Origin of the sequence: Streptomyces bikiniensis, from assembly GCF_000716625.1 — a bacterium.
Taxonomy (GTDB): domain Bacteria; phylum Actinomycetota; class Actinomycetes; order Streptomycetales; family Streptomycetaceae; genus Streptomyces; species Streptomyces bikiniensis.
Genome location: NZ_JNXJ01000005.1, coordinates 1 through 21,069, shown reverse-complemented (window position 1 = coordinate 21,069; position 21,069 = coordinate 1). Strand labels below are relative to the sequence as shown.

The 21,069-nt window shown below is 72.1% G+C and carries 20 protein-coding genes; 17 read left to right on the top strand and 3 right to left on the bottom strand.

Annotation, left to right across the window (positions count from 1 at the left end):
• Positions 1-169: 169 nt before the first annotated feature.
• From dop to prcA, 4 genes are all read left to right on the top strand, one after another.
• Positions 170-1,681 carry a depupylase/deamidase Dop gene (gene dop, locus OO47_RS04445; protein WP_033208071.1) on the top strand — a complete coding sequence of 504 codons (1,512 nt, stop codon included), beginning with the start codon at positions 170-172 and terminating at the stop codon, positions 1,679-1,681.
• 160 nt (positions 1,682-1,841) lie between these two features.
• Positions 1,842-2,054 (top strand): ubiquitin-like protein Pup, encoded by a 213-nt coding sequence (locus OO47_RS04440; RefSeq protein WP_030213091.1) that lies wholly within the window; start codon positions 1,842-1,844, stop codon positions 2,052-2,054.
• A 161-nt stretch (positions 2,055-2,215) separates the two neighbouring features.
• On the top strand, positions 2,216-3,055 hold the full coding sequence (gene prcB, locus OO47_RS04435; protein WP_030213094.1) for a proteasome subunit beta: 840 nt from the start codon (positions 2,216-2,218) through the stop codon (positions 3,053-3,055).
• Between the two features lie 44 nt (positions 3,056-3,099).
• Complete coding sequence (gene prcA, locus OO47_RS04430; protein ID WP_030213097.1) at positions 3,100-3,852, top strand: proteasome subunit alpha; 753 nt, start codon at positions 3,100-3,102, stop codon at positions 3,850-3,852.
• Between the two features lie 73 nt (positions 3,853-3,925).
• On the opposite strand, the gene OO47_RS04425 is transcribed toward prcA, so the two are convergent.
• Positions 3,926-4,945, bottom strand: a complete 1,020-nt coding sequence (locus OO47_RS04425) for a LacI family DNA-binding transcriptional regulator (RefSeq protein ID WP_030213100.1) — start codon at positions 4,943-4,945, stop codon at positions 3,926-3,928.
• 123 nt (positions 4,946-5,068) lie between these two features.
• On the opposite strand from OO47_RS04425, the gene OO47_RS04420 reads away from it, so the two are divergent.
• The 13 genes from OO47_RS04420 (at position 5,069) to OO47_RS04360 (ending at position 19,424) form a co-directional block, all read left to right on the top strand.
• Positions 5,069-6,349, top strand: coding sequence for an MFS transporter (locus tag OO47_RS04420; RefSeq protein WP_030213103.1), 1,281 nt, complete (start codon positions 5,069-5,071; stop codon positions 6,347-6,349).
• A 69-nt stretch (positions 6,350-6,418) separates the two neighbouring features.
• The gene (gene pafA, locus OO47_RS04415; RefSeq protein WP_030213106.1) at positions 6,419-7,780 is read left to right on the top strand and encodes a Pup--protein ligase; all 1,362 of its coding nucleotides are present in this window, start codon (positions 6,419-6,421) and stop codon (positions 7,778-7,780) included.
• Positions 7,781-7,998: 218 nt separating this feature from the next.
• On the top strand, positions 7,999-8,979 hold the full coding sequence (locus tag OO47_RS04410; protein ID WP_030213109.1) for an FKBP-type peptidyl-prolyl cis-trans isomerase: 981 nt from the start codon (positions 7,999-8,001) through the stop codon (positions 8,977-8,979).
• A gap of 161 nt (positions 8,980-9,140) precedes the next feature.
• On the top strand, positions 9,141-9,521 hold the full coding sequence (locus tag OO47_RS04405; protein WP_030213114.1) for an FKBP-type peptidyl-prolyl cis-trans isomerase: 381 nt from the start codon (positions 9,141-9,143) through the stop codon (positions 9,519-9,521).
• Positions 9,522-9,651: 130 nt separating this feature from the next.
• On the top strand, positions 9,652-10,608 hold the full coding sequence (locus tag OO47_RS04400) for a helix-turn-helix transcriptional regulator (protein ID WP_030213117.1): 957 nt from the start codon (positions 9,652-9,654) through the stop codon (positions 10,606-10,608).
• 15 nt (positions 10,609-10,623) lie between these two features.
• Positions 10,624-11,577, top strand: coding sequence for a helix-turn-helix transcriptional regulator (locus OO47_RS04395; RefSeq protein ID WP_030213119.1), 954 nt, complete (start codon positions 10,624-10,626; stop codon positions 11,575-11,577).
• Between the two features lie 296 nt (positions 11,578-11,873).
• Positions 11,874-12,137 (top strand): CpXC domain-containing protein, encoded by a 264-nt coding sequence (locus tag OO47_RS04390; RefSeq protein ID WP_033208068.1) that lies wholly within the window; start codon positions 11,874-11,876, stop codon positions 12,135-12,137.
• Between the two features lie 51 nt (positions 12,138-12,188).
• Positions 12,189-12,386 (top strand): hypothetical protein, encoded by a 198-nt coding sequence (locus tag OO47_RS04385; protein WP_030213123.1) that lies wholly within the window; start codon positions 12,189-12,191, stop codon positions 12,384-12,386.
• 183 nt (positions 12,387-12,569) lie between these two features.
• Positions 12,570-12,860 carry a Sec-independent protein translocase subunit TatA gene (gene tatA, locus OO47_RS04380; RefSeq protein ID WP_030213125.1) on the top strand — a complete coding sequence of 97 codons (291 nt, stop codon included), beginning with the start codon at positions 12,570-12,572 and terminating at the stop codon, positions 12,858-12,860.
• A 104-nt stretch (positions 12,861-12,964) separates the two neighbouring features.
• Positions 12,965-13,861, top strand: a complete 897-nt coding sequence (tatC, locus tag OO47_RS04375) for a twin-arginine translocase subunit TatC (RefSeq protein WP_199812270.1) — start codon at positions 12,965-12,967, stop codon at positions 13,859-13,861.
• Between the two features lie 41 nt (positions 13,862-13,902).
• Positions 13,903-14,883 carry a diacylglycerol kinase gene (locus tag OO47_RS04370; RefSeq protein WP_030213135.1) on the top strand — a complete coding sequence of 327 codons (981 nt, stop codon included), beginning with the start codon at positions 13,903-13,905 and terminating at the stop codon, positions 14,881-14,883.
• Between the two features lie 91 nt (positions 14,884-14,974).
• Positions 14,975-17,803, top strand: a complete 2,829-nt coding sequence (locus OO47_RS04365) for a DEAD/DEAH box helicase (RefSeq protein WP_030213137.1) — start codon at positions 14,975-14,977, stop codon at positions 17,801-17,803.
• Between the two features lie 184 nt (positions 17,804-17,987).
• Positions 17,988-19,424 carry a cytochrome P450 gene (locus OO47_RS04360; RefSeq protein ID WP_407696281.1) on the top strand — a complete coding sequence of 479 codons (1,437 nt, stop codon included), beginning with the start codon at positions 17,988-17,990 and terminating at the stop codon, positions 19,422-19,424.
• 117 nt (positions 19,425-19,541) lie between these two features.
• Here OO47_RS04360 and OO47_RS04355 read toward each other — a convergent pair whose 3' ends face one another.
• Both OO47_RS04355 and OO47_RS04350 read right to left on the bottom strand, forming a co-directional pair.
• Positions 19,542-20,471, bottom strand: a complete 930-nt coding sequence (locus OO47_RS04355; protein WP_030213140.1) for an ADP-ribosylglycohydrolase family protein — start codon at positions 20,469-20,471, stop codon at positions 19,542-19,544.
• Positions 20,472-20,537: 66 nt separating this feature from the next.
• Entirely contained in the window at positions 20,538-20,996 is a 459-nt protein-coding gene (locus tag OO47_RS04350; protein WP_030213143.1) for an ABA4-like family protein, read from the bottom strand.
• Between the last annotated feature and the right edge of the window lie 73 nt (positions 20,997-21,069).

The following is a 21,069-nucleotide window of genomic DNA, read 5'->3' as shown; positions in this document are numbered from 1 at the left end:
TGTCCGGAAACCGGGCATCCGCAGCCGTCGCATTCCATCCAGCATTTCCCCCGGCACCACAGGCTCAGGGAAATACCGCAAACGATCTCCCCACCAGCGCGGAGCCGATCTAGGCTCTTCGGTACCGCCGAGTCGCGCACAGTGAGCGCCGCCGGGCAAGGAGGGCCGCATGACCGTACGGCGAGTAATGGGCATCGAGACGGAGTACGGGATCTCCGTTCCGGGACACCCGAACGCCAATGCCATGCTCACCTCGTCCCAGATCGTCAACGCCTACGCGGCGGCGATGCACCGGGCGCGCCGCGCCCGCTGGGACTTCGAGGAGGAGAACCCGCTGCGGGACGCCCGCGGCTTCGACCTCGCCCGCGAGGCCGCCGACTCCAGCCAGCTCACCGACGAGGACATCGGCCTGGCCAACGTGATCCTCACCAACGGTGCCCGGCTCTACGTGGACCACGCCCATCCGGAGTACAGCTCCCCGGAGGTCACCAACCCCCGCGACGCCGTCCTCTGGGACAAGGCCGGCGAGCGGATCATGGCCGAGGCCGCCGAGCGCGCCGCCCAGCTCCCCGGGGCCCAGTCCATCCACCTGTACAAGAACAACACCGACAACAAGGGCGCGTCCTACGGCACGCACGAGAACTACCTGATGAAGCGGGAGACCCCCTTCTCGGACATCGTGCGCCACCTCACCCCCTTCTTCGTCTCCCGCCAGGTCGTCACCGGCGCGGGACGGGTCGGCATCGGCCAGGACGGGCGGGAGCACGGCTTCCAGATCAGCCAGCGCGCCGACTACTTCGAGGTCGAGGTCGGCCTGGAGACCACCCTCAAACGGCCCATCATCAACACCCGGGACGAACCGCACGCCGACGCCGAGCGCTACCGCCGGCTGCACGTGATCATCGGCGACGCGAACCTCTCCGAGATCTCGACCTACCTCAAGCTGGGCACCACCTCGCTGGTCCTGTCGATGATCGAGGACGGCTTCATCACCGTCGACCTCGCCGTCGACCAGCCGGTGCGCACCCTCCACCAGGTCTCGCACGACCCCTCCCTCCAGTACCTGGTCACGCTCCGCAGCGGCCGGACACTCACCGCCGTACAGCTCCAGATGGAGTACTTCGAGCTGGCCAGGAAGTACGTGGACGAGCGGTACGGCACGGACGCGGACGAGCAGACCAGGGACGTCCTGACCCGCTGGGAGGACACCCTGGGCCGGCTGGAGAACGACCCCATGAGCCTGGCCGGCGAGCTCGACTGGATCGCCAAGCGGGAGCTCATGGAGGGCTACCGACGCCGCGACGGCCTGGACTGGGACGCCGCTCGGCTGCACCTGGTGGACCTCCAGTACGCCGACGTGCGCCCCGACAAGGGTCTCTACAACCGCCTGGCGGCCCGCGGGCGCATGAAGCGGCTCCTGGACGAGGCGGAGGTCGAGCGGGCCGAGACGGCACCCCCCGAGGACACCCGCGCCTACTTCCGGGGCCGCTGTCTGGAGCAGTACGCCGACGACGTCGCCGCGGCCTCCTGGGACTCGGTGATCTTCGACCTGCCGGGCCGGGACTCGCTCCAGCGCGTCCCGACCCTGGAGCCCCTCCGGGGCACCAAGGCGCACGTGAAATCGCTCCTGGACCGCTGCCGCACGGCGGAGGAACTGGTGCGCGTGCTCTCGGGCGACTGAACCGGGAGCCCGGTACGAGCCTGAAATGCCCCGGCACTGGGAATCATGGAAACAGTGCCCGGGCGTTGTGGAAACCACGAGGCCGAAGTCGGACCCGACCTATAGGGTCTGATCTTGCAAGGACTCAACCGAGCGGGCCGATTCGAGCGGGGTGAGGGATATGGCGACCAAGGACACCGGCGGCGGACAGCAGAAGGCGACGCGCTCCACGGAGGAGGTCGAGGAGACCACCACGGAGGCGAGCTCCGACCTCCAGGAGCGCCAGGAGAAGCTGAGCGAGGACGTGGACTCCGTCCTAGACGAGATCGACGACGTCCTGGAGGAGAACGCCGAGGACTTCGTTCGATCGTTCGTGCAGAAGGGCGGCGAGTAGCCCCCTCGCGCACCTGTCGTCCTCCGTCCCCGGAGCCCCGGAGAAAGCCGCGGGTCCGGGGACGGGTGACAGGCCGTGGCACGGGTAAGGTCCGTGCACAGCAAGCAAGATCGGCCCGCGCTCCCCACGGCGGGCCGACTCTCCCACCCGGAAGGAATCGCGTGGAAGCCAACCCTCGTAGCACCGGGCGTCTGCCGGCGGCCTTCCTGACGCCGGGCTCGTCCTCGTTCATGGACTTCCTGTCCGCGCACTCGCCGGATCTGCTCCCCGGCAACCGGAAGCTTCCGGAGGGCATCGTCGAGGCCCCCCACGGCACGACCATCGTGGCCGCCACGTTCCCCGGCGGGGTCGTCCTCGCCGGCGACCGCCGCGCCACCATGGGCAACATGATCGCGCAGCGGGACATCGAGAAGGTGTTCCCGGCCGACGAGTACTCCGCGGTCGGCATCGCCGGCACCGCCGGCCTCGCGGTGGAGATGGTCAAGCTGTTCCAGCTGGAGCTGGAGCACTTCGAGAAGGTGGAGGGCGCGACGCTCTCCCTGGAGGGCAAGGCGAACCGCCTCTCCACCATGATCCGCGGCAACCTCGGCATGGCCATGCAGGGCCTCGCCGTCGTGCCGCTCTTCGCGGGCTGGGACGAGGGCAGGGAGAAGGGCCGGATCTTCTCCTACGACGTGACCGGCGGCCGCTCCGAGGAGCACGGCTTCGCCGCCACCGGCTCGGGCTCGATCTTCGCGCGCGGCTCGATGAAGAAGCTCTACCGCGACGACCTGACCGAGCAGCAGGCCACCACGCTGGTCGTGCAGGCGCTGTACGACGCGGCGGACGACGACTCCGCGACCGGCGGCCCGGACCTGGCCCGCCGGATCTTCCCGATCGTCACCGTCATCACCGACGAGGGCTTCCGCAGGCTCACCGAGGCCGAGTCCTCCGAGCTTGCCCGGTCGATCACCGAGCGACGGCTCGAGCAGCCCGACGGGCCGCGCGCCGCCCTGCTCTGACCACTCGTCGCTCCAGAAGCCCAGAAGAAAGGGACGGACCGCCGGTGTCCACTCCGTTCTACGTCTCACCCCAGCAGGCCATGGCCGACCGGGCCGAGTACGCCCGCAAGGGCATCGCCCGGGGCCGCAGCCTCGTCGTCCTCCAGTACGCCGACGGCATCGTCTTCGTCGGCGAGAACCCGTCCCGCGCCCTCCACAAGTTCAGCGAGATCTACGACCGGATCGGCTTCGCGGCCGCCGGCAAGTACAACGAGTACGAGAACCTGCGCATCGGCGGCGTCCGCTACGCCGACCTGCGGGGGTACACCTACGACCGGGACGACGTCACCGCGCGCGGCCTGGCCAACGTCTACGCGCAGACGCTCGGCACCATCTTCTCCAGCGCGGGGGAGAAGCCGTACGAGGTGGAGCTGGTCGTCGCCGAGGTCGGCACCGAGCCGGAGGGCGACCAGATCTACCGGCTGCCCCACGACGGCTCGATCGTCGACGAGCACGGCTCGGTCGCGGTCGGCGGGAACGCCGAGCAGATCAGCTCCTTCCTGGACCAGCGGCACCGGGACGGCATGTCCCTGGCCGAGGCCCTGAAGCTGGCCGTGCAGGCGCTCTCGCGGGACACCAACGGCAGCGAGCGGGACATTCCCGCCGAGCGCCTGGAGGTGGCGGTCCTGGACCGCACGCGCCCGCAGCAGCGCAAGTTCAAGCGGATCGTCGGCCGGCAGCTCTCCCGCCTCCTGGAGGCGGACGACGCGGCGGTGACGAAGACGGACGAGCCCTCCGACGAGGCTCCCGAGGAGTAGACGGCACGGTCCGAGGGGCCCCGGCGCGCGCGAGCGGCCGGGGCCCCTCGGCGCGTCCGCTTCCGGAAGCGCCTCAGGCGGCCGGGGCGGGCCCGGAGGAGCCCCGGGGGACCAGGGCGACGGGAAGGGTCTCCGGACGGGGCGGTTCGCCCGCGAGGACGGCGAGGAGCGCCTCCATGCCCCGTCGGCCGAACTCCTCGGCGGGCAGCCGGACGGTGGTGAGCCCGGGCTCCACCACCGTGGCCAGGGTCATGTCGTCGAAGCCGGTGACCGACAGGTCCTCGGGAACGCGCAGCCCGAGCCGGCGCGCGGCCTTGTAGACGCCGGCCGCGAGGATGTCGTCGTCGCAGACCACCGCCGTGGGACGGGGCCCGGAGTCGGTCAGGGCCCGCTCCGCCGCCTCCCGCGCGTCCGCGACGTTCAGCGGCGACCGCACGGTGCGCACGTCCGTGCCGCGCAGCTCCCGGGCGAGCGCGTCGGCCCGGACGTCGAAGGTCCAGGACGGGGCCGCGGACGCCAGGTGCAGGAAGCGGCGGTGGCCGAGGCCGAGCAGGTGCCCGGTCACCCGGCGCATCCCGTCCGCGACGTCGAGGTTCACATGGGCGGCGGCGCCGGTGCCGGCCGGGTCGCTGTCGAGCATGACGAGCGGCAGGTCGGTGCCCCGGAAGGCGTCCAGGGCGTCGGTCGCCATGGAGGAGGCGATCACGCCGTCGAGGGCGGCCTGCGCCGAGGCGAAGGGGTCCCGGGCCGGGCCCACGCCGTCGGGGGAGGGGTAGAGGACGACGCCGAAGCCGTGCCGGGCCGCCGCCGCGGCGGCGCCCGTGTGGACGTGGGCGAAGAACTCGTTGGTGAGGGCCGGGACGACGAGCAGGGCCGTCCTGGTGCGGCCGAGCCGGAGGTTGCGGGCGGCCAGGTTGGGCCGGTAGCCGAGCTCCCGGGCGGCCTCCCGCACGGCGCCCGCGGTGCGCTCGGAGACCCGGCCGCGCCACTTGCCGCCGAGCACCAGGGAGACGGTGGCCTGCGAGACGCCCGCCGCCCGGGCGACGTCCCGGCTGGTCGGGCGGGCGCCGCCGAGCGGCTCCGGGGTCTGCACACAAGCCTCCGCGTCGGACGGTCCCAGGGGCGCGGGGTGGACCCGCGTACAGCCGACATGGTACGTATGACGTCGCACGTTATACGTAAAACCTCGGGGGATCCCGGGCGAGGGGAGACCGACATGGCCACCGAGGCACCGCCGCACGGCGGCTATCTCGACATACTCCGGGCGCCGCACGCGGCCCGGCTGCTCGCCGGCACCCTCGTGGGACGCCTGCCCCATGCCGTCGGCCCCGTCGCCCTCACCCTCTTCGTCCGCGACCAGGGCGGCAGCTACACCCTCGCCGGCGGCCTCATCGCCGCCTACGGCGTCGCCACCGCCCTCGGCCAGCCCCTCCTCGGCCGGGCCGTCGACCTCAAGGGCCAGCCCCGGGTCCAGCTGCCCGCCGCCGTCCTCTCCGCCCTCGGAATGCTCCTGCTCGCCCTCACCGGCATCGGCCACCTCGGCCTCGCCTATGCCGCCGCCGTCCTCGCGGGGCTCTTCACCCCGCCCCTGGAGGGCGGACTGCGGGCCCTGTGGCCGAGCGTCCTCGGCCGCGAGGACCGGGTCCACCGCGCATATGCCCTCGACGCGGTCGCCCAGGAGGTCATGTTCACCGCCGGGCCCCTCCTCCTGACCCTCCTGGTCTCCCTGTGGTCGCCCGCCGCCGCCCTCCTCGTCATCAACGCCCTGGGCGTCCTCGGCGCCCTCGCCGTCGTCCTCTCCGAGCCCTCCCGCGCCTGGCGCTCCGCGCCCCGCGAGGCCCACTGGCTGGGCGCCCTGCGCTCGCCCGGCCTCCTCGCCCTCCTCGGCTCCTTCTTCTTCGTCGGCCTCGCCCTCGGCTCCATCACCGTCGCCGCCGTCGCCTACGCCGACGACCGCGGCACCCCCGCCGTCTACGGCTGGCTGATGGCCGCGCTCGGCCTCGGCGCGCTCCTCGGCGGCGTCGCCTACGGCGCCCGGCAGTGGGCCGGGGAGCCCGAGCGGCGCCTGCGCGCCCTCGTCCTGCTCCTCGCGGTCTGCTACCTGCCGCTGGTCCTCGTCCCCGGCCCCGCGGCCATGACGGGCTTCTCGGTCCTCTCCGGCGTCTTCCTGGCCCCCGCCCTCGCCTGCGCCTTCGTGGTCGTCGACCGGCACGCGCCGCGCGGCACCGTCACCGAGGCCTTCTCCTGGCTCGTCACCACCTTCGGCGTCGGCTCGGCCCTCGGCTCCGCCGTCGCGGGACCCGCCGTCGAACTCGCCGGAACGGCGTCCGGCTTCGCCGTCGCCGGAGCGGGCGGCCTCGTCGCCTTCGCCGTCCTCCTCGCCACTACCCGCGTCCTGGACGCCTCCACGGCCCCCGAAACCCCCGGTGCCGGGGCGCGACACGCCGCCGGCGCGGACGTTCCCGCCGCCGCGCACGGCGAAAAGAACACGCCCTGATCGGAAAATGATCCGAACGTGAGTGTCCAACCCGGTTTCAGCACAGGCCGTCAGGCGTAATGTTCAGTCATGGACCGCCGCATTTTCGGGCTGGAGAACGAGTACGGCGTCACGTGCACGTTCAGGGGACAGCGCCGACTGTCTCCTGACGAAGTGGCGCGCTACCTCTTCCGCCGTGTCGTGTCATGGGGCCGCAGCAGCAATGTCTTCCTGCGGAACGGCGCCCGCCTGTACCTGGACGTGGGTTCGCATCCGGAATACGCCACACCGGAATGCGACAACGTGACCGAACTGGTCACCCACGACAAGGCCGGCGAGCGCATTCTCGAAGGCCTGCTCGTCGACGCCGAACGCCGCCTGCACGAGGAGGGAATCGCGGGCGACGTCTACCTCTTCAAGAACAACACCGACTCGGCCGGAAACTCCTACGGCTGCCACGAGAACTATCTCGTCGCCCGCCACGGTGAGTTCTCCCGGCTCGCGGACATCCTCATTCCCTTCCTCGTCACCCGGCAGCTCATCTGCGGGGCGGGGAAGGTCCTCCAGACCCCGCGCGGCGCGGTCTACTGCGTCTCCCAGCGCGCCGAGCACATCTGGGAGGGCGTCAGCTCCGCCACCACCCGCTCGCGCCCCATCATCAACACCCGGGACGAGCCGCACGCCGACGCCGAGCGCTACCGCAGGCTCCACGTCATCGTCGGCGACTCGAACATGTCCGAGACGACCATGCTGCTCAAGGTCGGCGCCACCGACCTCGTCCTCCGCATGATCGAGGCCGGCACCGTGATGCGCGACCTGACCCTGGAGAACCCGATCCGGGCCATCCGAGAGGTCAGCCACGACATCACCGGCCAGCGCAAGGTCCGGCTCGCCAGCGGCCGCGAGGCCTCCGCCCTGGAGGTCCAGCGCGAGTACTACGAGAAGGCCGTGGACTTCGTCGACCGGCGCGGCATCCGCAGCGGCACCGTCGCCCAGGTCCTGGAGCTCTGGGGCCGTACGCTCGACGCGATCGAGGCCGAGCAGCTGGACCGCATCGAGACCGAGATCGACTGGGTCATGAAGTACAAGCTCATCGAGCGGTACCGGGCCAAGCACAACATGACCATGTCGAACCCGAGGGTCGCGCAGATAGACCTCGCCTACCATGACATCCACCGCCGCCGCGGCCTGTACTACCTGCTGCAGAAGAACGGGCAGGCGGCCCGCATCTGCAACGATCTGAAGATCTTCGAGGGCAAGTCCGTGCCCCCGCAGACCACCCGGGCCCGCCTCCGCGGCGACTTCATCCGCCGAGCCCAGGAGCAGCGCCGGGACTTCACCGTCGACTGGGTCCACCTCAAGCTCAACGACCAGGCGCAGCGCACGGTCCTGTGCAAGGACCCGTTCCGCTCCGTCGACGACCGGGTGGAGAAGCTGATCGCCGGCATGTGACCGGATCACCGGATCACCGGACCACCGCGTCACCGCAAGGGTGAACACGGTGTACGGAAGCTGACCCGGGGCCCGGGCCCGCTCCGTGCGCCGAAGGCCGCGTCCCTCCGGGGGCGCGGCCCCGGTTCTGCGGGTCGGGGTGCGGCAGAACCCCTGCGGGGCAGGGGCCGCACCGTAGAGTGTGGGCGTTCCCATGGCCCCGACTCCCAGTTGGACTGATGAACTACAACACGAAGCGACGTATCGCCGCGCTCCTCGCCGTGCCCGTCCTGCTGATCACCGCCGCGTGCGGTTCGGACTCGGAGAAGGGCGGCTCCTCGGACGGCGCGGTGGCCGAGGTCAAGGGGAAGTTCGGCGCCCAGCCCGACGTCGTCGTCCCCAAGGACGCCAAGGCCGCCGACAAGACGGTGATCGAGACCGTGACGGAGGGCAGCGGGGCGACGGTCAAGAAGGGCGACTTCGTCAGGCTGGACTGGACGGTCGAGAAGTGGCAGGAGGACAAGCCGCTCGGCGGCACGTGGGCCCAGCAGACGCCCGCCGCCAAGGGGACGCACCCGCAGGCCGTCGAACGGCTCGGCCAGCCGAGCCAGCAGCTGCCGGACAAGGTCCTCAACGCGGTGGAGGGCAAGAAGGTCGGCTCCCGCCTCCTCGTCCAGGGGACCGCTGGCGACCTGGTCGGCGAGAGCCTGAACCCGCAGTCGGGCCTGAAGGCCACCGACACCCTCGTCTGGGTCGTCGACGTCGCCGGGGCCGCCACGGTCGACTCCAAGGCCGAGGCCAAGGGCACCCAGGCGGCGCCCGCGGCCGGGATGCCCGAGGTGAAGGCCCCCTCCCAGGCCGCCGCCACGATCACCATCCCGAAGGGGCAGAAGGCCCCCACCGAGCTCAAGGAGCAGGTGCTCATCAAGGGCACCGGCCCCAAGGTCGAGGCGGGCCAGGGGCTCATCGCCCAGTACACCGGCGTGAAGTGGGAGGACGGCAAGAAGTTCGACTCCTCCTGGGACCACGGGGGCGCCACCGCCTTCCAGATCGGCACCGGAGCGGTCATCCAGGGCTGGGACAAGGCCCTGGTCGGCAAGAACGTCGGTGACCGCGTGCTCCTGGTGATCCCCCCGGCACTGGGCTACGGAGCCAACCCGAGCAGCGAGCTGGCGAAGAACACCCTGGTCTTCTCCGTCGACATCCTGGGCGTCGCCTGATCGCCGGCCCGATCGCCGGCCCGATCGCCGGCCCGATCACCGGCCCGATCGCGGGCCTGATCGTCGATCCCCTCACCGATCCGATCACCGGCATCACCGATCCGATCACCGATCTGTGAGACTGTTCCGGATCGACGCACCACAAGAAGGAGCACACAGCAGTGAGCATCGAGAAGCCCGAGGTCGACTTCCCGGGTGGCGAGCCGCCGAAGGACCTGGAGATCAAGGACATCTGGGAGGGCGACGGCGAGGTCGCCGAGGCCGGCGACGCCGTGCAGGTCCACTACGTGGGCGTGGCCTTCTCCACCGGCGAGGAGTTCGACGCCTCCTGGAACCGCGGCACCCCGCTCGGTTTCCAGCTCGGCGTCGGCCAGGTCATCGCGGGCTGGGACCAGGGCGTCCAGGGCATGAAGGTCGGCGGTCGCCGCCAGCTGGTCATCCCCGCGCACCTCGCCTACGGCGACCGCGGTGCCGGCAGCGCCATCGCCCCCGGCGAGACGCTGATCTTCGTCTGTGACCTCGTGGCCGTCGGCAAGCGCTGATCCGGTCCGACGAGGCACCGAGGGCCCCCGCCGTCCACGGCGGGGGCCCTCGGCTTTGGTTCCCGGGACCCCGGGGCGGTACGGTCGGACGTCCGAGAAGTGCAACCGGCGGAAGAGGTGCGGGGCGTCGATGGCGATTGCCAAGTCCGAGCGGCTGATGAATCTCGCGCTGTGCCTGCTCGGGACGCGCCGCCCGCTCAGCAAGCGCGAACTGCGCGGCTCCATCGAGGCGTACCTCGAAGCGAGCGGCGAGGACGCCTTCAACCGCATGTTCGAGCGCGACAAGGACGACCTCCGCGAACTCGGCCTCGTCATCGAGACCGTCGAGAACCTGGACGGCGAGACCGGCTACCTGGCCCGCCGCGACTCCAACCGGTTGCCACCCATCACCCTCGACGCCGAGGAGGCCGCCGCGCTCGGCCTCGCCGCCAAGGTCTGGCAGCAGGCCCGCCTCGCCGGGGCCGCCAGCGGCGCCCTCCAGAAGCTCCGCGCCGCCGGCATGCCCGAGGCGGAGGACTCGTACGACGTCCAGCCCAGCGCCCTCGAACCCCGCATCCCGGTCCGCGAGGCCGCCTTCGAGCCCCTCATGCTGGCCTGCCGCGACCGGCGGCCCGTCGTCTTCGACTACCGCAAGGCCAACGCCGCCCGGCCGGAGACCCGCCACGTCGAGCCCTGGACCCTCGAATGCTGGCGCGGCCACTGGTACCTCGCCGGCTGGGACCGCGACCGCGGCGCCGAGCGCGTCTTCCGCCTCTCCCGGATCACCGGCAAGGTCCGCTCCCGGGCCGGCGCCTTCACCGCCCCCGTGCCCGACGTCGTCACCGTGCGGGAGACCGTCGAGAGCTGGGCCGGCGAGACCGCCACCCGCTCCGCCCGCATCCGGCTCCGCGCCGGCGCCGGCTACCCGTTGCGGGCCCGCGCCCAGTCCGTGCGGGAGGGCGCCGACGGCTGGGACGAGCTGGAGATCCCGTACGGGCACGGCCTCGACGCCTGGCTCGTCGAGTTCGGCCCCGACGTCGTCGTACTGGAACCGGCCGATCTGCGGGCCGACGTGGTGGACCGGCTGCGCGCCGTGGCCAAGGGCTGAGGGGGAGACGGACGCATGGCTGCCAACGCGATCGACCAGACGAGGCGGATGCTCTCCCTCGTCACCTACCTCCGCGAGCGCCCCGGCGCCCACGTCGCCGACGTGGCGCGCGCCTTCGGCATCACCGAGGACGAGCTGATCTCCGACCTGGACGTGCTGCCCATGTGCGGCACCAGCTTCCGGGGCGGCGACCTCCTCGACATCGACACCGACGGCGACCGGATCTGGTGGCACAACCCCGACGACGTCGCCGCCCCGCTGCGCCTCGCCGCCGACGAGGCGACCGCCCTGCTCGTCGCCGCCCGCGCCGTCGCCACCCTGCCGGGCCTCCGCGAGAGCGACCGGGAGGCCCTGCTGCGCGCCACCGCCAAGCTGGAGGCCGCGGCCGGCGAGGCCGCCGGGGCCAGTGCCCGGCTCTCGGTGACCTTCGAGGCCGAGGGCGGGGTCTTCGCCGAGGTCGACCGGGCGATCTCCGAGCGCCGCCGGCTCTGGGTGCGCTACTACTCGCCCGCCCGCGACGAGCTCACCGAGCGCGAGGTCGACCCGATCCGGCTCTTCGCCGTCGGTCACACCTACATGGAGGCCTGGTGCCGCCTCTCCGAGGCGCGCCGCACCTTCCGGCTCGACCGGGTCGCGGAGATCCGCCTCCTCGACGAGCCCGCCGCGCCGCCGGAGCTGGAGCTGCGGGACCTCTCCGAGAACCTGGTCCAGCCCTCCGCCGACGACCCCGAGGTCGTGGTCGAGGTCGGCCCCGGCGGCCGGTGGGTCGCCGAGTACTACCCGCACGACCGGGCCGACGAGCTGCCCGACGGCGGCCTGCGGATCACCCTGCGGACGCCCGACCCCGCCTCGCTGCGCAGGCTCGCGCTCCGGCTCGGCAGCGACGGGCGCATCGTCGCGCCGGCCGAGCTCGCCGACAGCGCCAGGACGGCGGCGGCGGCCGCGCTCGCCGCGTACGAGAGCGAGTGAGGCACGGCGGGGACGGTCCGGCGGGCGGACCGCCGAGGGCCGGAGAGCCGCGAGCCGGTGAGTTCCAGGCAGGTGAGTTCCGGGCCGGAGTGGCTCGGGCCGGTGGAGCTCGGGTCGAAGTGGCTCGGGCCGGTGGAACTCGGGCCGGAGTGGCTCGGACCGGTAGGGATCGGGCCGGTAGGGCTCGGACTGGAGTGGCTCGGACCGGTAGGGCTCGGACTGGAGTGGCTCGGGCCGGTAGGGCTCGGACCGGTGGGTTTCAGGCCGGTGGGATGAAGGGATCGGGAGTGGGAGAGATGAGGGAGATGTCCGTGATGCACGGTTTTGCGGCGACGGTGGCCCCGGTCCTCTTCAAGGCCGCCTGCCCCGACTGCCGCTCCCGTTTCGAACTCTCGGCCAACGCCCTGCGCCTCGCCATCGGGGCCAGCCGCCGCACCACCTTCTACTCCTTCACCTGCCCCGCATGCGGAAGCTCCGTCCGCAAGCCCGCCGGCGAGCGCATCGTCGAACTCCTCACCGGCGGCGGCGTCCGGACGCTGCGCCTCCACACCACCGTCTGAACCGCCGCCCGTCCGAACCGGCCGCCGCCGCCCAACGTCTAGGCTCGTCCCATGTTCTGGCCCATGATCGCCATCGCCCTCGGCTTCCTCGGCCTCGCCGTCCTCGGCGTCCTCGCCGTCAAGGTCTTCCTGGAGGTCCAGCGCCTCGGCCGCCAAGTGGCCCGCACCACCGAGCGGATCACCCGGGCCGCCGAAGAGCTGGAGGACGCCGCCACCGGCCTCGCCCGCACCGGCGAGACGCTCCGCTGAACCTGTGCCGTACGCTGCGGGAAGCGGCCCCGGCCAGGCGCGCGGGACGCAATCGGGAGTACGCACGGGCATTGCCCCCCGTTTACTCCTGCGGGTTACGATCGCAGACAGCGCGGTGGCCGGACACCTGTCCGACCCGCCGGGCACGCACACCATGTCGCCTCGGTGAAGAAGGTAAAAGCTATGGGTAGGCTCGGCCCCACCGAGATCATCCTCATTCTCGTCGTCATCATCCTGCTGTTCGGCGCCAAGAAGCTCCCGGACATGGCCCGCTCGCTCGGCAAGTCGGCCCGCATCCTCAAGAGCGAGGCCAAGGCGATGAAGTCCGACGACCAGCAGAGCGCGCCCGCCGACCCGCCGCACGCCGGAACCGGAACGCCGGACCAGCCCGCCCCGCGCACCATCCAGGCCGCTCCCGGCGACGTGACCAGCGCGCGTCCCGTGACCGAGCCCACGGACACCACCAAGCGCTGACCCGGTCCGCCGCGGCCGCCGCACCGGGCGGCGGCTGCCGCACGAGATGAGGACGTGGGTTGCTCAAGTCTGCCCGCAAGCAGGAGAAGGACCCCGAGGGCCGGATGCCCCTCGTGGAGCACCTCCGCGAACTCCGCAACCGCATGGCGAAGGGCCTCCTCGCCATCGCAGCGGTGACGATCGTCGCCCTCGTGTACAGCGAGGAGCTGATGCAGTTCCTGACGAAGTCGGTGCCCACCTGCGCGCCGGACGTCACCAGCAACGGCGGAAACTGCGCGATCGTCTCCTTCAACACGCTGATGGCCCCCTTCAGCACGACGATCCAGCTGTCGCTGACGACGGGCCTCGTCGTCGCCAGCCCGATCTGGCTGTACCAGCTGTGGGCCTTCGTCGCGCCCGGACTGCACAAGAACGAGAAGAAGTACACGTACGCCTTCGTCGGCGCGGCCGTGCCGCTCTTCGCCGCCGGCGCCTACCTCGCGTACCTCATCCTCCCCATCAGCGTGAAGGTCCTCATCAGCCTCACGCCCGAGGGCTCCGCGAACATCCTCTCGCTCGGCGACGTCCTCGACTTCACCCTGCGCATGGTGCTCGTCTTCGGCCTCGCCTTCGAGCTCCCGCTCGTCCTGGTGATGCTCAACCTCACCGGTGTCCTCACCGGCCGCCGCATGGCCGGCTGGTGGCGCGGCGTGATCATGGGCGTCTTCGTCTTCGGCGCCGTCATCACCCCCACCACCGACCCCGTCGGCATGATCGCCCTCGCCGGGCCCATCACCGTCCTGTACTTCGGGGCCGTCGGCTTCTCCCTCCTCAACGACCGGCGGCGCAGGCGCAACAACCCCGACGCCGGGCTCGACGACGACGAGGCCTCCGTGCTCGACCTCACCCCCGAGACGGTCGGTGCCGTCGAGCCCGTGAACGCCCCCCGCGCCCTGCCCGAGCAGGCCACCGGGGACCACGGCGGCGTCCGGCGCCTCAACGGTTACGACGACATCACCTGATCTTGTAGGGTCCCCCCAGACTCCGTCCGGGGGGACCACCGATGACCAGCGACATCACCCTCTTCGTCAACCCCACCGCGGGCCGCGGCCGGGGCGCCCAGGCCGCCCGGCCCGCCCTCGACGCCCTGCGGGACGCCGGACTCACCGTCCGCACCGTCCTCGGGCACGACGCCGCCGACGCCCTGCGACGCGCCCGCGAGGCCGTCGCGGACGGCACCGGCGCCCTCGTCGCCGTCGGCGGTGACGGCATGGTCTCCCTCGCCCTCCGGGTCGTCGCCGGAACCTCCGTCCCCCTCGGGATCGTCGCCGCGGGCACCGGCAACGACTTCGCCCGCACCCTCGGCCTGCCCGTCCGCGACCCGGCCACCGCGGCCCGCGCCGCCGCCGCGGCCCTGAAGGACACCGGCGGCCGGGCCGTCGACCTCGGCCGCGTCACGGGCGGGAGCACAGCCGCAGGGGCCGCGGCCGCAGGAACCACCACCGCAGGAACCGCCATCCCGGAGGCCGGGACCCGCTGGTACGCGACCGTCCTCGCGTCCGGCTTCGACTCCCGGGTCAACGACCGCGGCAACCGCATGCGCGTTCCCGCCGGACGCTTCAAGTACGACCTCGCGATCCTCGCCGAACTCGCCGCCTTCCGCCCCGTCCCCTACCGCCTCACCCTCGACGGCGGACGGATCGTGGAGGTCGACGCCACCCTCGTCGCCGTCGGCAACGGCACCTCCTACGGAGGCGGCATGCGGATCTGCGCCGACGCCCGCACCGACGACGGCCTCCTCGACGTCACGGTCGTCGGGGACTGCGACCGCACCACCCTGATCAAGGTCTTCCCCCGCGTCTACAAGGGCACACACCTCGACCACCCCAAGGTCACCACGTACCGCACCCGCACCCTCGCCCTCGACGCCCCGGACACCACCGGCTACGCCGACGGCGAGCCCCTCGGCCCGCTGCCCCTCGCCGTGGAGTGCGTCCCCGGAGCCCTGCGCGTCCTCGCCCCGGCCGCCCCCGGACCCGCCTGACCGCAGCCGCCCCGGCACCCTCCCCGCCGCCCCACGTCCCGCGATAAAGATCGCGTCACTGTCAGAGGTGGCGGGTAGGCTCGACAACACGATGACAGAGGACCTCACACCAGCCGAGGCGTACGCGGCCGCCCTCGCCCGCAACGCCGAGCGAGCCACTGCGCTGGCCCCCTTCCGCGAGATGTACGACTTCGACCTGGACCCCTTCCAGATCGAGGCGTGCAAGGCCCTCGAAGCGGGCAAGGGGGTACTCGTCGCCGCGCCCACGGGCTCCGGCAAGACCATCGTCGGCGAGTTCGCCGTCCACCTCGCCCTCACCCAGGGCCGCAAGTGCTTCTACACGACCCCCATCAAGGCGCTGTCGAACCAGAAGTACGCCGACCTCGTCAAGCGGTACGGAGCCGACAAGGTCGGCCTGCTCACCGGGGACAACAGCGTCAACGGCGACGCGCCGATCGTCGTCATGACCACCGAAGTCCTCCGCAACATGCTCTACGCCGGCTCCCAGGCCCTCTCCGGCCTCGGATACGTCGTCATGGACGAGGTGCACTACCTCTCGGACCGCTTCCGCGGTGCCGTCTGGGAGGAAGTGATCATCCACCTCCCCGAATCCGTCACCCTCGTCTCACTCTCCGCGACCGTCTCCAACGCCGAGGAGTTCGGCGACTGGCTCGACACCGTCCGCGGCGACACCGAGGTCATCGTCTCCGAGAGCCGCCCCGTACCGCTCTGGCAGCACGTCCTCGCCGGACGCCGGATGTACGACCTCTTCGAGGAGGAGACCGACCACGGCGGCCGCGGCGCCTCCCGCCGCGAGGTCAACCCCGACCTCCTCCGCCTCGCCCGCACCGAGAACACGCGCACGTACAACCCGCGCGACCGGCGGCGCGGCAAGATGGTCCGCGAGGCCGACCGCGAGCGCGAGCGCCGCCAGCGCTCCCGCATCTGGACCCCCGGCCGGCCCGAGGTCATCGACCGCCTCGACGCCGAGGGCCTGCTGCCCGCCATCACCTTCATCTTCAGCCGCGCCGGCTGCGAGGCCGCCGTCCAGCAGTGCCTCCACGCCGGACTCCGCCTCAACGACGACGAGGCCCGCCGACGGGTCCGCGAGATCGTCGAGGAGCGCACCGCCTCCATCCCCGCCGAAGACCTCCACGTCCTCGGCTACTACGAGTGGCTCGAAGCCCTGGAGCGGGGCATCGCCGCCCACCACGCGGGCATGCTCCCCACCTTCAAGGAGGTCGTCGAGGAGCTGTTCGTCCGCGGCCTCGTCAAGGCCGTCTTCGCCACCGAGACCCTCGCCCTCGGCATCAACATGCCCGCGCGGTCCGTCGTCCTCGAAAAGCTCGTCAAGTGGAACGGCGAGCAGCACGCCGACATCACCCCCGGCGAGTACACCCAGCTCACCGGCCGTGCCGGACGCCGCGGCATCGACGTCGAAGGACACGCCGTCGTCCTCTGGCAGCGCGGCCTCGACCCCGGCCACCTCGCCGGACTCGCCGGCACGCGCACGTACCCGCTGCGCTCCAGCTTCAAGCCCTCGTACAACATGGCGGTCAACCTCGTCGACCAGTTCGGCCGGCACCGGTCCCGCGAACTCCTCGAAACCTCGTTCGCGCAGTTCCAGGCCGACCGCTCCGTCGTCGGGATCTCCCGCCAGGTCCAGAAGAACGAAGAAGGCCTGGAAGGCTACCGCGAGGGCATGACCTGCCACCTCGGGGACTTCGAGGAGTACGCGCTGCTCCGCCGCGAACTCAAGGACCGCGAGACGGAACTGGCCAAGCAGGGCGCCGCCCAGCGCCGCGCCCAGGCGGCGAGCTCCCTGGAGAAGCTGAAGCCCGGCGACGTCATCCACGTCCCCACCGGCAAGTTCGCCGGACTCGCCCTCGTCCTCGACCCCGGCATCCCCGCGGGCCGCACCAACGGACACCGCGGCTTCGAGCACCACGACGGACCCCGCCCGCTCGTCCTCACCGCCGAGCGGCAGGTCAAGAGACTCGCCTCCATCGACTTCCCCGTCCCGGTCGAGGCACTGGAGCGCATGAGGATCCCCAAGTCCTTCAACCCGCGCTCCCCGCAGTCCCGCCGCGACCTCGCCTCCGCACTCCGCAGCAAGGCCGGCCACATCAACCCCGAGCGGCACCGCAAGAACCGCTCCGCCGCCGCCGACGACCGCGAGATCGCCCGGCTGCGCACCGCCCTCCGCGCCCACCCCTGCCACGGCTGCGACGAACGCGAGGACCACGCCCGCTGGGCCGAGCGCTACCACCGCCTCCAGCGCGACACCCGGCAGCTGGAGCGGCGCATCGAGGGCCGCACCAACACCATCGCCCGCACCTTCGACCGGATCGTCGCGCTCCTCACCGAACTCGACTACCTGCGCGGCGACGAGGTCACGGACAACGGCAAGCGGCTCGCCCGCCTCTACGGCGAACTCGACCTGCTGGCCAGCGAATGCCTCCGCGACCGCGTCTGGGAAGGCCTCACCCCGCCCGAACTCGCCGCCTGCGTCTCCGCCCTCGTGTACGAGTCCCGCCAGGCCGACGACGCCGTCGCGCCCAAGCTGCCCACCGGCAACGCCAAGGCGGCACTCGGCGAGATGGTCCGGATCTGGGGACGCCTCGACGCCCTCGAAGAGGAGTTCAGGATCAACCAGGCGGAAGGCGTGGGCCAGCGCGAGCCCGACCTCGGCTTCGCCTGGGCGGCCTACCAGTGGGCCTCCGACAAGAGCCTCGACCAGGTCCTCCGCGAGGCGGAGATGCCCGCCGGAGACTTCGTCCGCTGGTGCAAGCAGGTGATCGACGTCCTCGGACAGATCGCCGCCGCAGCTCCCAAGGAGAACAGCACCGTCGCCAAGAACGCCCGCAAGGCCGTCGACTCGCTGCTGCGGGGCGTCGTCGCCTACAGCTCAGTGGGCTGACCGCCCTCACCCCATCGGGTGAGTTCCGGCCGGAGCCCATGGCGATCATGCCACGGGCCCCGGCCTCCGTCGTGTTCTCACCGCCGTTGTCCACAGGCCGTCGTCCACAGGGGTGGCGCGGAGCCCGACCCTTCCGCTTGCATGGACTCACATGCAGGGAAGGGCAGTTGGGGAGGGGAAGCGGATGGCCGTACACACAGGTCCGGATGCCCGGGCGCGCGACGGAGAACGACCGACGGGGACTTCGGCCCAGAAGCCGGCGGCCTTCGTGGAAGGACCACGGGGCGTGCCCCTCCTCGGCAACCTGCCCGCCTTCGGCAAGGACCCCCTCGCCTTCTTCGAACAGCTCAGGGACCGCGGGGACTTCGTCCGCTGGCGCTTCGGCCGCAGCCACGCCCTCTTCATCGCCCACCCCGACAACATCGGCGAACTCCTCACCGAGGTCGAGCGCACCTTCGACCAGCCCGACCTCGGCATCGCCTTCCGCACCCTCCTCGGCAACGGCGTCGTCGTCGCCAAGGGCGCCGACTGGCGGCGCAAGCGCTCCCTCGTCCAGCCCTCCGTCCGCCCCAAGCAGGTCCGCTCCTACGCGGCGACCATGACCGAATGCGCCGTCGACCTCGCCGACCGGTGGACCGACGGAGAACGGATCGACGTCAAGAGGGAGATGGCCGCCCTCACCCAGCTCATCGCCGTCCGCACCATCTTCGGCGTCGACACGGCCGCCGACGCCGAGTCCATCGGCCGGGCGATGGACGTCGCGCAGAAGGAGATCGGCGCCGAGTTCAGCGGCATCGGAGCCCTGCTGCCCGACTGGGTCCCCACTCCCGGACGCGCCCGCATCAAACGCGCCACGGCCGTCATCGACGCCGAGGTCTCCCGGATCGTCTCCCGCCACCGCGACGGCGACACCGAGCGCCCCGACCTGCTCAGCCGGCTCCTCGCCGCCCGGGACGAGACCGGCGCCCGCCTCTCCGACCGGGAGATCCGCGACGAGACGGTCACCCTCTACATCGGGGGCCACGAGACCACCAGCTCCACCCTCGTCTGGGCCTGGCACCTGCTCTCCCGCGACCCCCGGGTCCGGGACGCCCTCACCGAAGAACTCGACCGGGTCCTCGCCGACCACGAACCGGGATACGACGACTACGCCTCCCTCACCTACACCCAGGCCGTCGTCAAGGAGACCCTGCGGCTCTACCCCACCATCTGGCTCATCACCGGCCTGGCGAAGGAGGGCGCCACCGTCGGAGGCACCCCCGTCCCCGTCGGCACCCGTGTCTGGTCCAGCCAGTGGGTCACCCACCGGGACCCCCGCTGGTACGGAGACCCCGAGGCCTTCCGCCCCGAGCGCTGGCTGACCGCAGACCTGGAGGAGGGGAAGGGCGCCGGACCGGCCGAGGGGACGGAGGAGATACCCGAGTACGCCTGGTTCCCGTTCGGCGGCGGTCCCCGCGTGTGCCTCGGTACCCGCTTCGCCCTCGTCGAGGCGGTCCTCGTCCTCGCGGTCCTCGCCCGCCGCTTCCACCTGGACGTCACCGCCGACGGGATACGCCCGGTCCCCAGCCTCACCCTCCAGCCGGACCGCGACGTGCTGGCGACGGTCCGGGCCAGAGGCTGAGACCTGGACCTGGACCCGAACCTGGACCTGGGCCTGGACCTGGGCCTGGACCGGGAGTGAGACCGGGACCGGGCCTGTGATGGGGCCTACGGCCGGGCCTGCGACCGGTTCGGGCCTTCAGCCGGCCGAGACCAGGGCCCTCGCCAGGTCCCGCAGGTCGTCGGCGCGCAGGACGCGGCCGCCGAAGCCGGGAAGGGGGACGTGCAGGACGGGCAGCCAGCGGGCGGGGACGGCGACGGCGCCGTACACCGCGCCCGCCAGGGTGCCGGTCACCGCCGCCACCGTGTCGGTGTCGCCACCCAGGTCGACCGCCGCGACGAGCGCCTCCTCGAAGGAGCGGGTGGTGCGCAGCGCCCACACCGCCGAGCCGAGGCAGGGCCAGACCGCGCCGTTGAACTCGGTCGCGTCGTTCGGGTGCCAGTCCGGGGCGAGCACCGTCGCCCACCGGTCCCGGTGGGCGGGGGCCACTTCGGTGAGGGCGGCGGGCAGGGCGGCGAGCGGGTCCCCGCCGAGGAGGGCGACCCGGACCAGTTCGTGGAGGACCGCCGTACCCTCCCAGGCCGCGCCGTCGCCGTGGGTCAGGGCGGCGATGCGGCGGGCGGCGTCCATGGTCTCCGCGCGGCCCCGCCCCGCGAAGTACACGGCGGAGGTGGCGGCCCGCATGAGCGAACCGTTCCCGGCGGCGTGCGTGTTGACCTGGAAGTGGCGGGCGGCGGCGAGGTCCCACGGGTCGCCGCCGAGGAGCACCTGTTCGGTCTGGAGGCCGATGTCCTTGGGGTCGGCCACCGCCCAGCGCCGGAAGCGGTCGAAGACGTCCGGCAGGTCGAGGCCGCCCCGTTCGAGGAGCGATTCCCCGAGCAGAACGGCCATCTGGGTGTCGTCCGTCGCCTCGCCCGGGTCCCAGCCGCCGCCTCCGCACAGCTCGCCGGCACCCTCGGGGAAGCGTTCCCGGAAGACGCCGGGGAGGCCGAACTCGAAGGGGGCGCCCAGGGCGTCACCCGCGGCGGAGCCCAGGACTGCGCCCACGGCGCGGTCGATGTCCGTCATCGGGCCAGCGTAGTCGGGGAGTTCGGACTCCCCACGGCTCGGGGGAGGGTGCGGGGAGCCGCCGGTTCACGCCGGTGCGGGGGCCGGGTCGCGTTCCCCGTGCCGTGCGCGTGCGGTCCAGAGGGCGCGGACCACCAGGAAGATCGGCAGGGCGACGGGAGAGAGGAGGATCGTCAGGAAGAGCAGAGGACCCATCAGGAGGGGCGGTACGGACAGGCGCCGGCCCTCCCGGTACATCCACTGGCCGAGCAGCAGGTCCCAGGCGAGGACCTGGGCCCAGATCGCGCCGGCGCCGTTCGCGAGCGCCGCGAGGTCCCGGAAGGCGTCGAGGTCCGGAGCGCCGACCGCTGCCCAGAACTCGGGCAGCACCGGGGCGGCCGACACCGCCCAGAGGACCAGGAGGGGGAGGACGGTCAGCGGTGAGGCCGCGATGCGCTCGGTGAACCGCCACCGGGGCGCGAGGATCATCAGGAACCAGACGGGCGCCGCGAGGTAGAACGTCAGCTCGAAGAGGAATCCGGTCATGCCGAGAGCTCCTCGGTGGGGGCGGTGGGAGGGGTCTGTCTCTTATACACATCTCCGAGCCCACGAGACTAGG

Bases quoted from the DNA above. Each gene is read 5' to 3' on its own strand.
- pafA (WP_030213106.1), top strand. From the start codon at position 6,419: ATGGACCGCCGCATTTTCGGGCTGGAGAACGAGTACGGCGTCACGTGC.
- OO47_RS04420 (WP_030213103.1), top strand. From the start codon at position 5,069: ATGGCCACCGAGGCACCGCCGCACGGCGGCTATCTCGACATACTCCGG.
- OO47_RS04360 (WP_407696281.1), top strand. From the start codon at position 17,988: ATGGCCGTACACACAGGTCCGGATGCCCGGGCGCGCGACGGAGAACGA.
- OO47_RS04350 (WP_030213143.1), bottom strand. From the start codon at position 20,996: ATGACCGGATTCCTCTTCGAGCTGACGTTCTACCTCGCGGCGCCCGTC.
- OO47_RS04355 (WP_030213140.1), bottom strand. From the start codon at position 20,471: ATGACGGACATCGACCGCGCCGTGGGCGCAGTCCTGGGCTCCGCCGCG.
- tatC (WP_199812270.1), top strand. From the start codon at position 12,965: ATGCCCCTCGTGGAGCACCTCCGCGAACTCCGCAACCGCATGGCGAAG.
- OO47_RS04370 (WP_030213135.1), top strand. From the start codon at position 13,903: ATGACCAGCGACATCACCCTCTTCGTCAACCCCACCGCGGGCCGCGGC.
- OO47_RS04395 (WP_030213119.1), top strand. From the start codon at position 10,624: ATGGCTGCCAACGCGATCGACCAGACGAGGCGGATGCTCTCCCTCGTC.
- dop (WP_033208071.1), top strand. From the start codon at position 170: ATGACCGTACGGCGAGTAATGGGCATCGAGACGGAGTACGGGATCTCC.
- OO47_RS04385 (WP_030213123.1), top strand. From the start codon at position 12,189: ATGTTCTGGCCCATGATCGCCATCGCCCTCGGCTTCCTCGGCCTCGCC.
- OO47_RS04365 (WP_030213137.1), top strand. From the start codon at position 14,975: ATGACAGAGGACCTCACACCAGCCGAGGCGTACGCGGCCGCCCTCGCC.
- OO47_RS04440 (WP_030213091.1), top strand. From the start codon at position 1,842: ATGGCGACCAAGGACACCGGCGGCGGACAGCAGAAGGCGACGCGCTCC.
- OO47_RS04410 (WP_030213109.1), top strand. From the start codon at position 7,999: ATGAACTACAACACGAAGCGACGTATCGCCGCGCTCCTCGCCGTGCCC.
- tatA (WP_030213125.1), top strand. From the start codon at position 12,570: ATGGGTAGGCTCGGCCCCACCGAGATCATCCTCATTCTCGTCGTCATC.
- OO47_RS04390 (WP_033208068.1), top strand. From the start codon at position 11,874: ATGAGGGAGATGTCCGTGATGCACGGTTTTGCGGCGACGGTGGCCCCG.
- OO47_RS04400 (WP_030213117.1), top strand. From the start codon at position 9,652: ATGGCGATTGCCAAGTCCGAGCGGCTGATGAATCTCGCGCTGTGCCTG.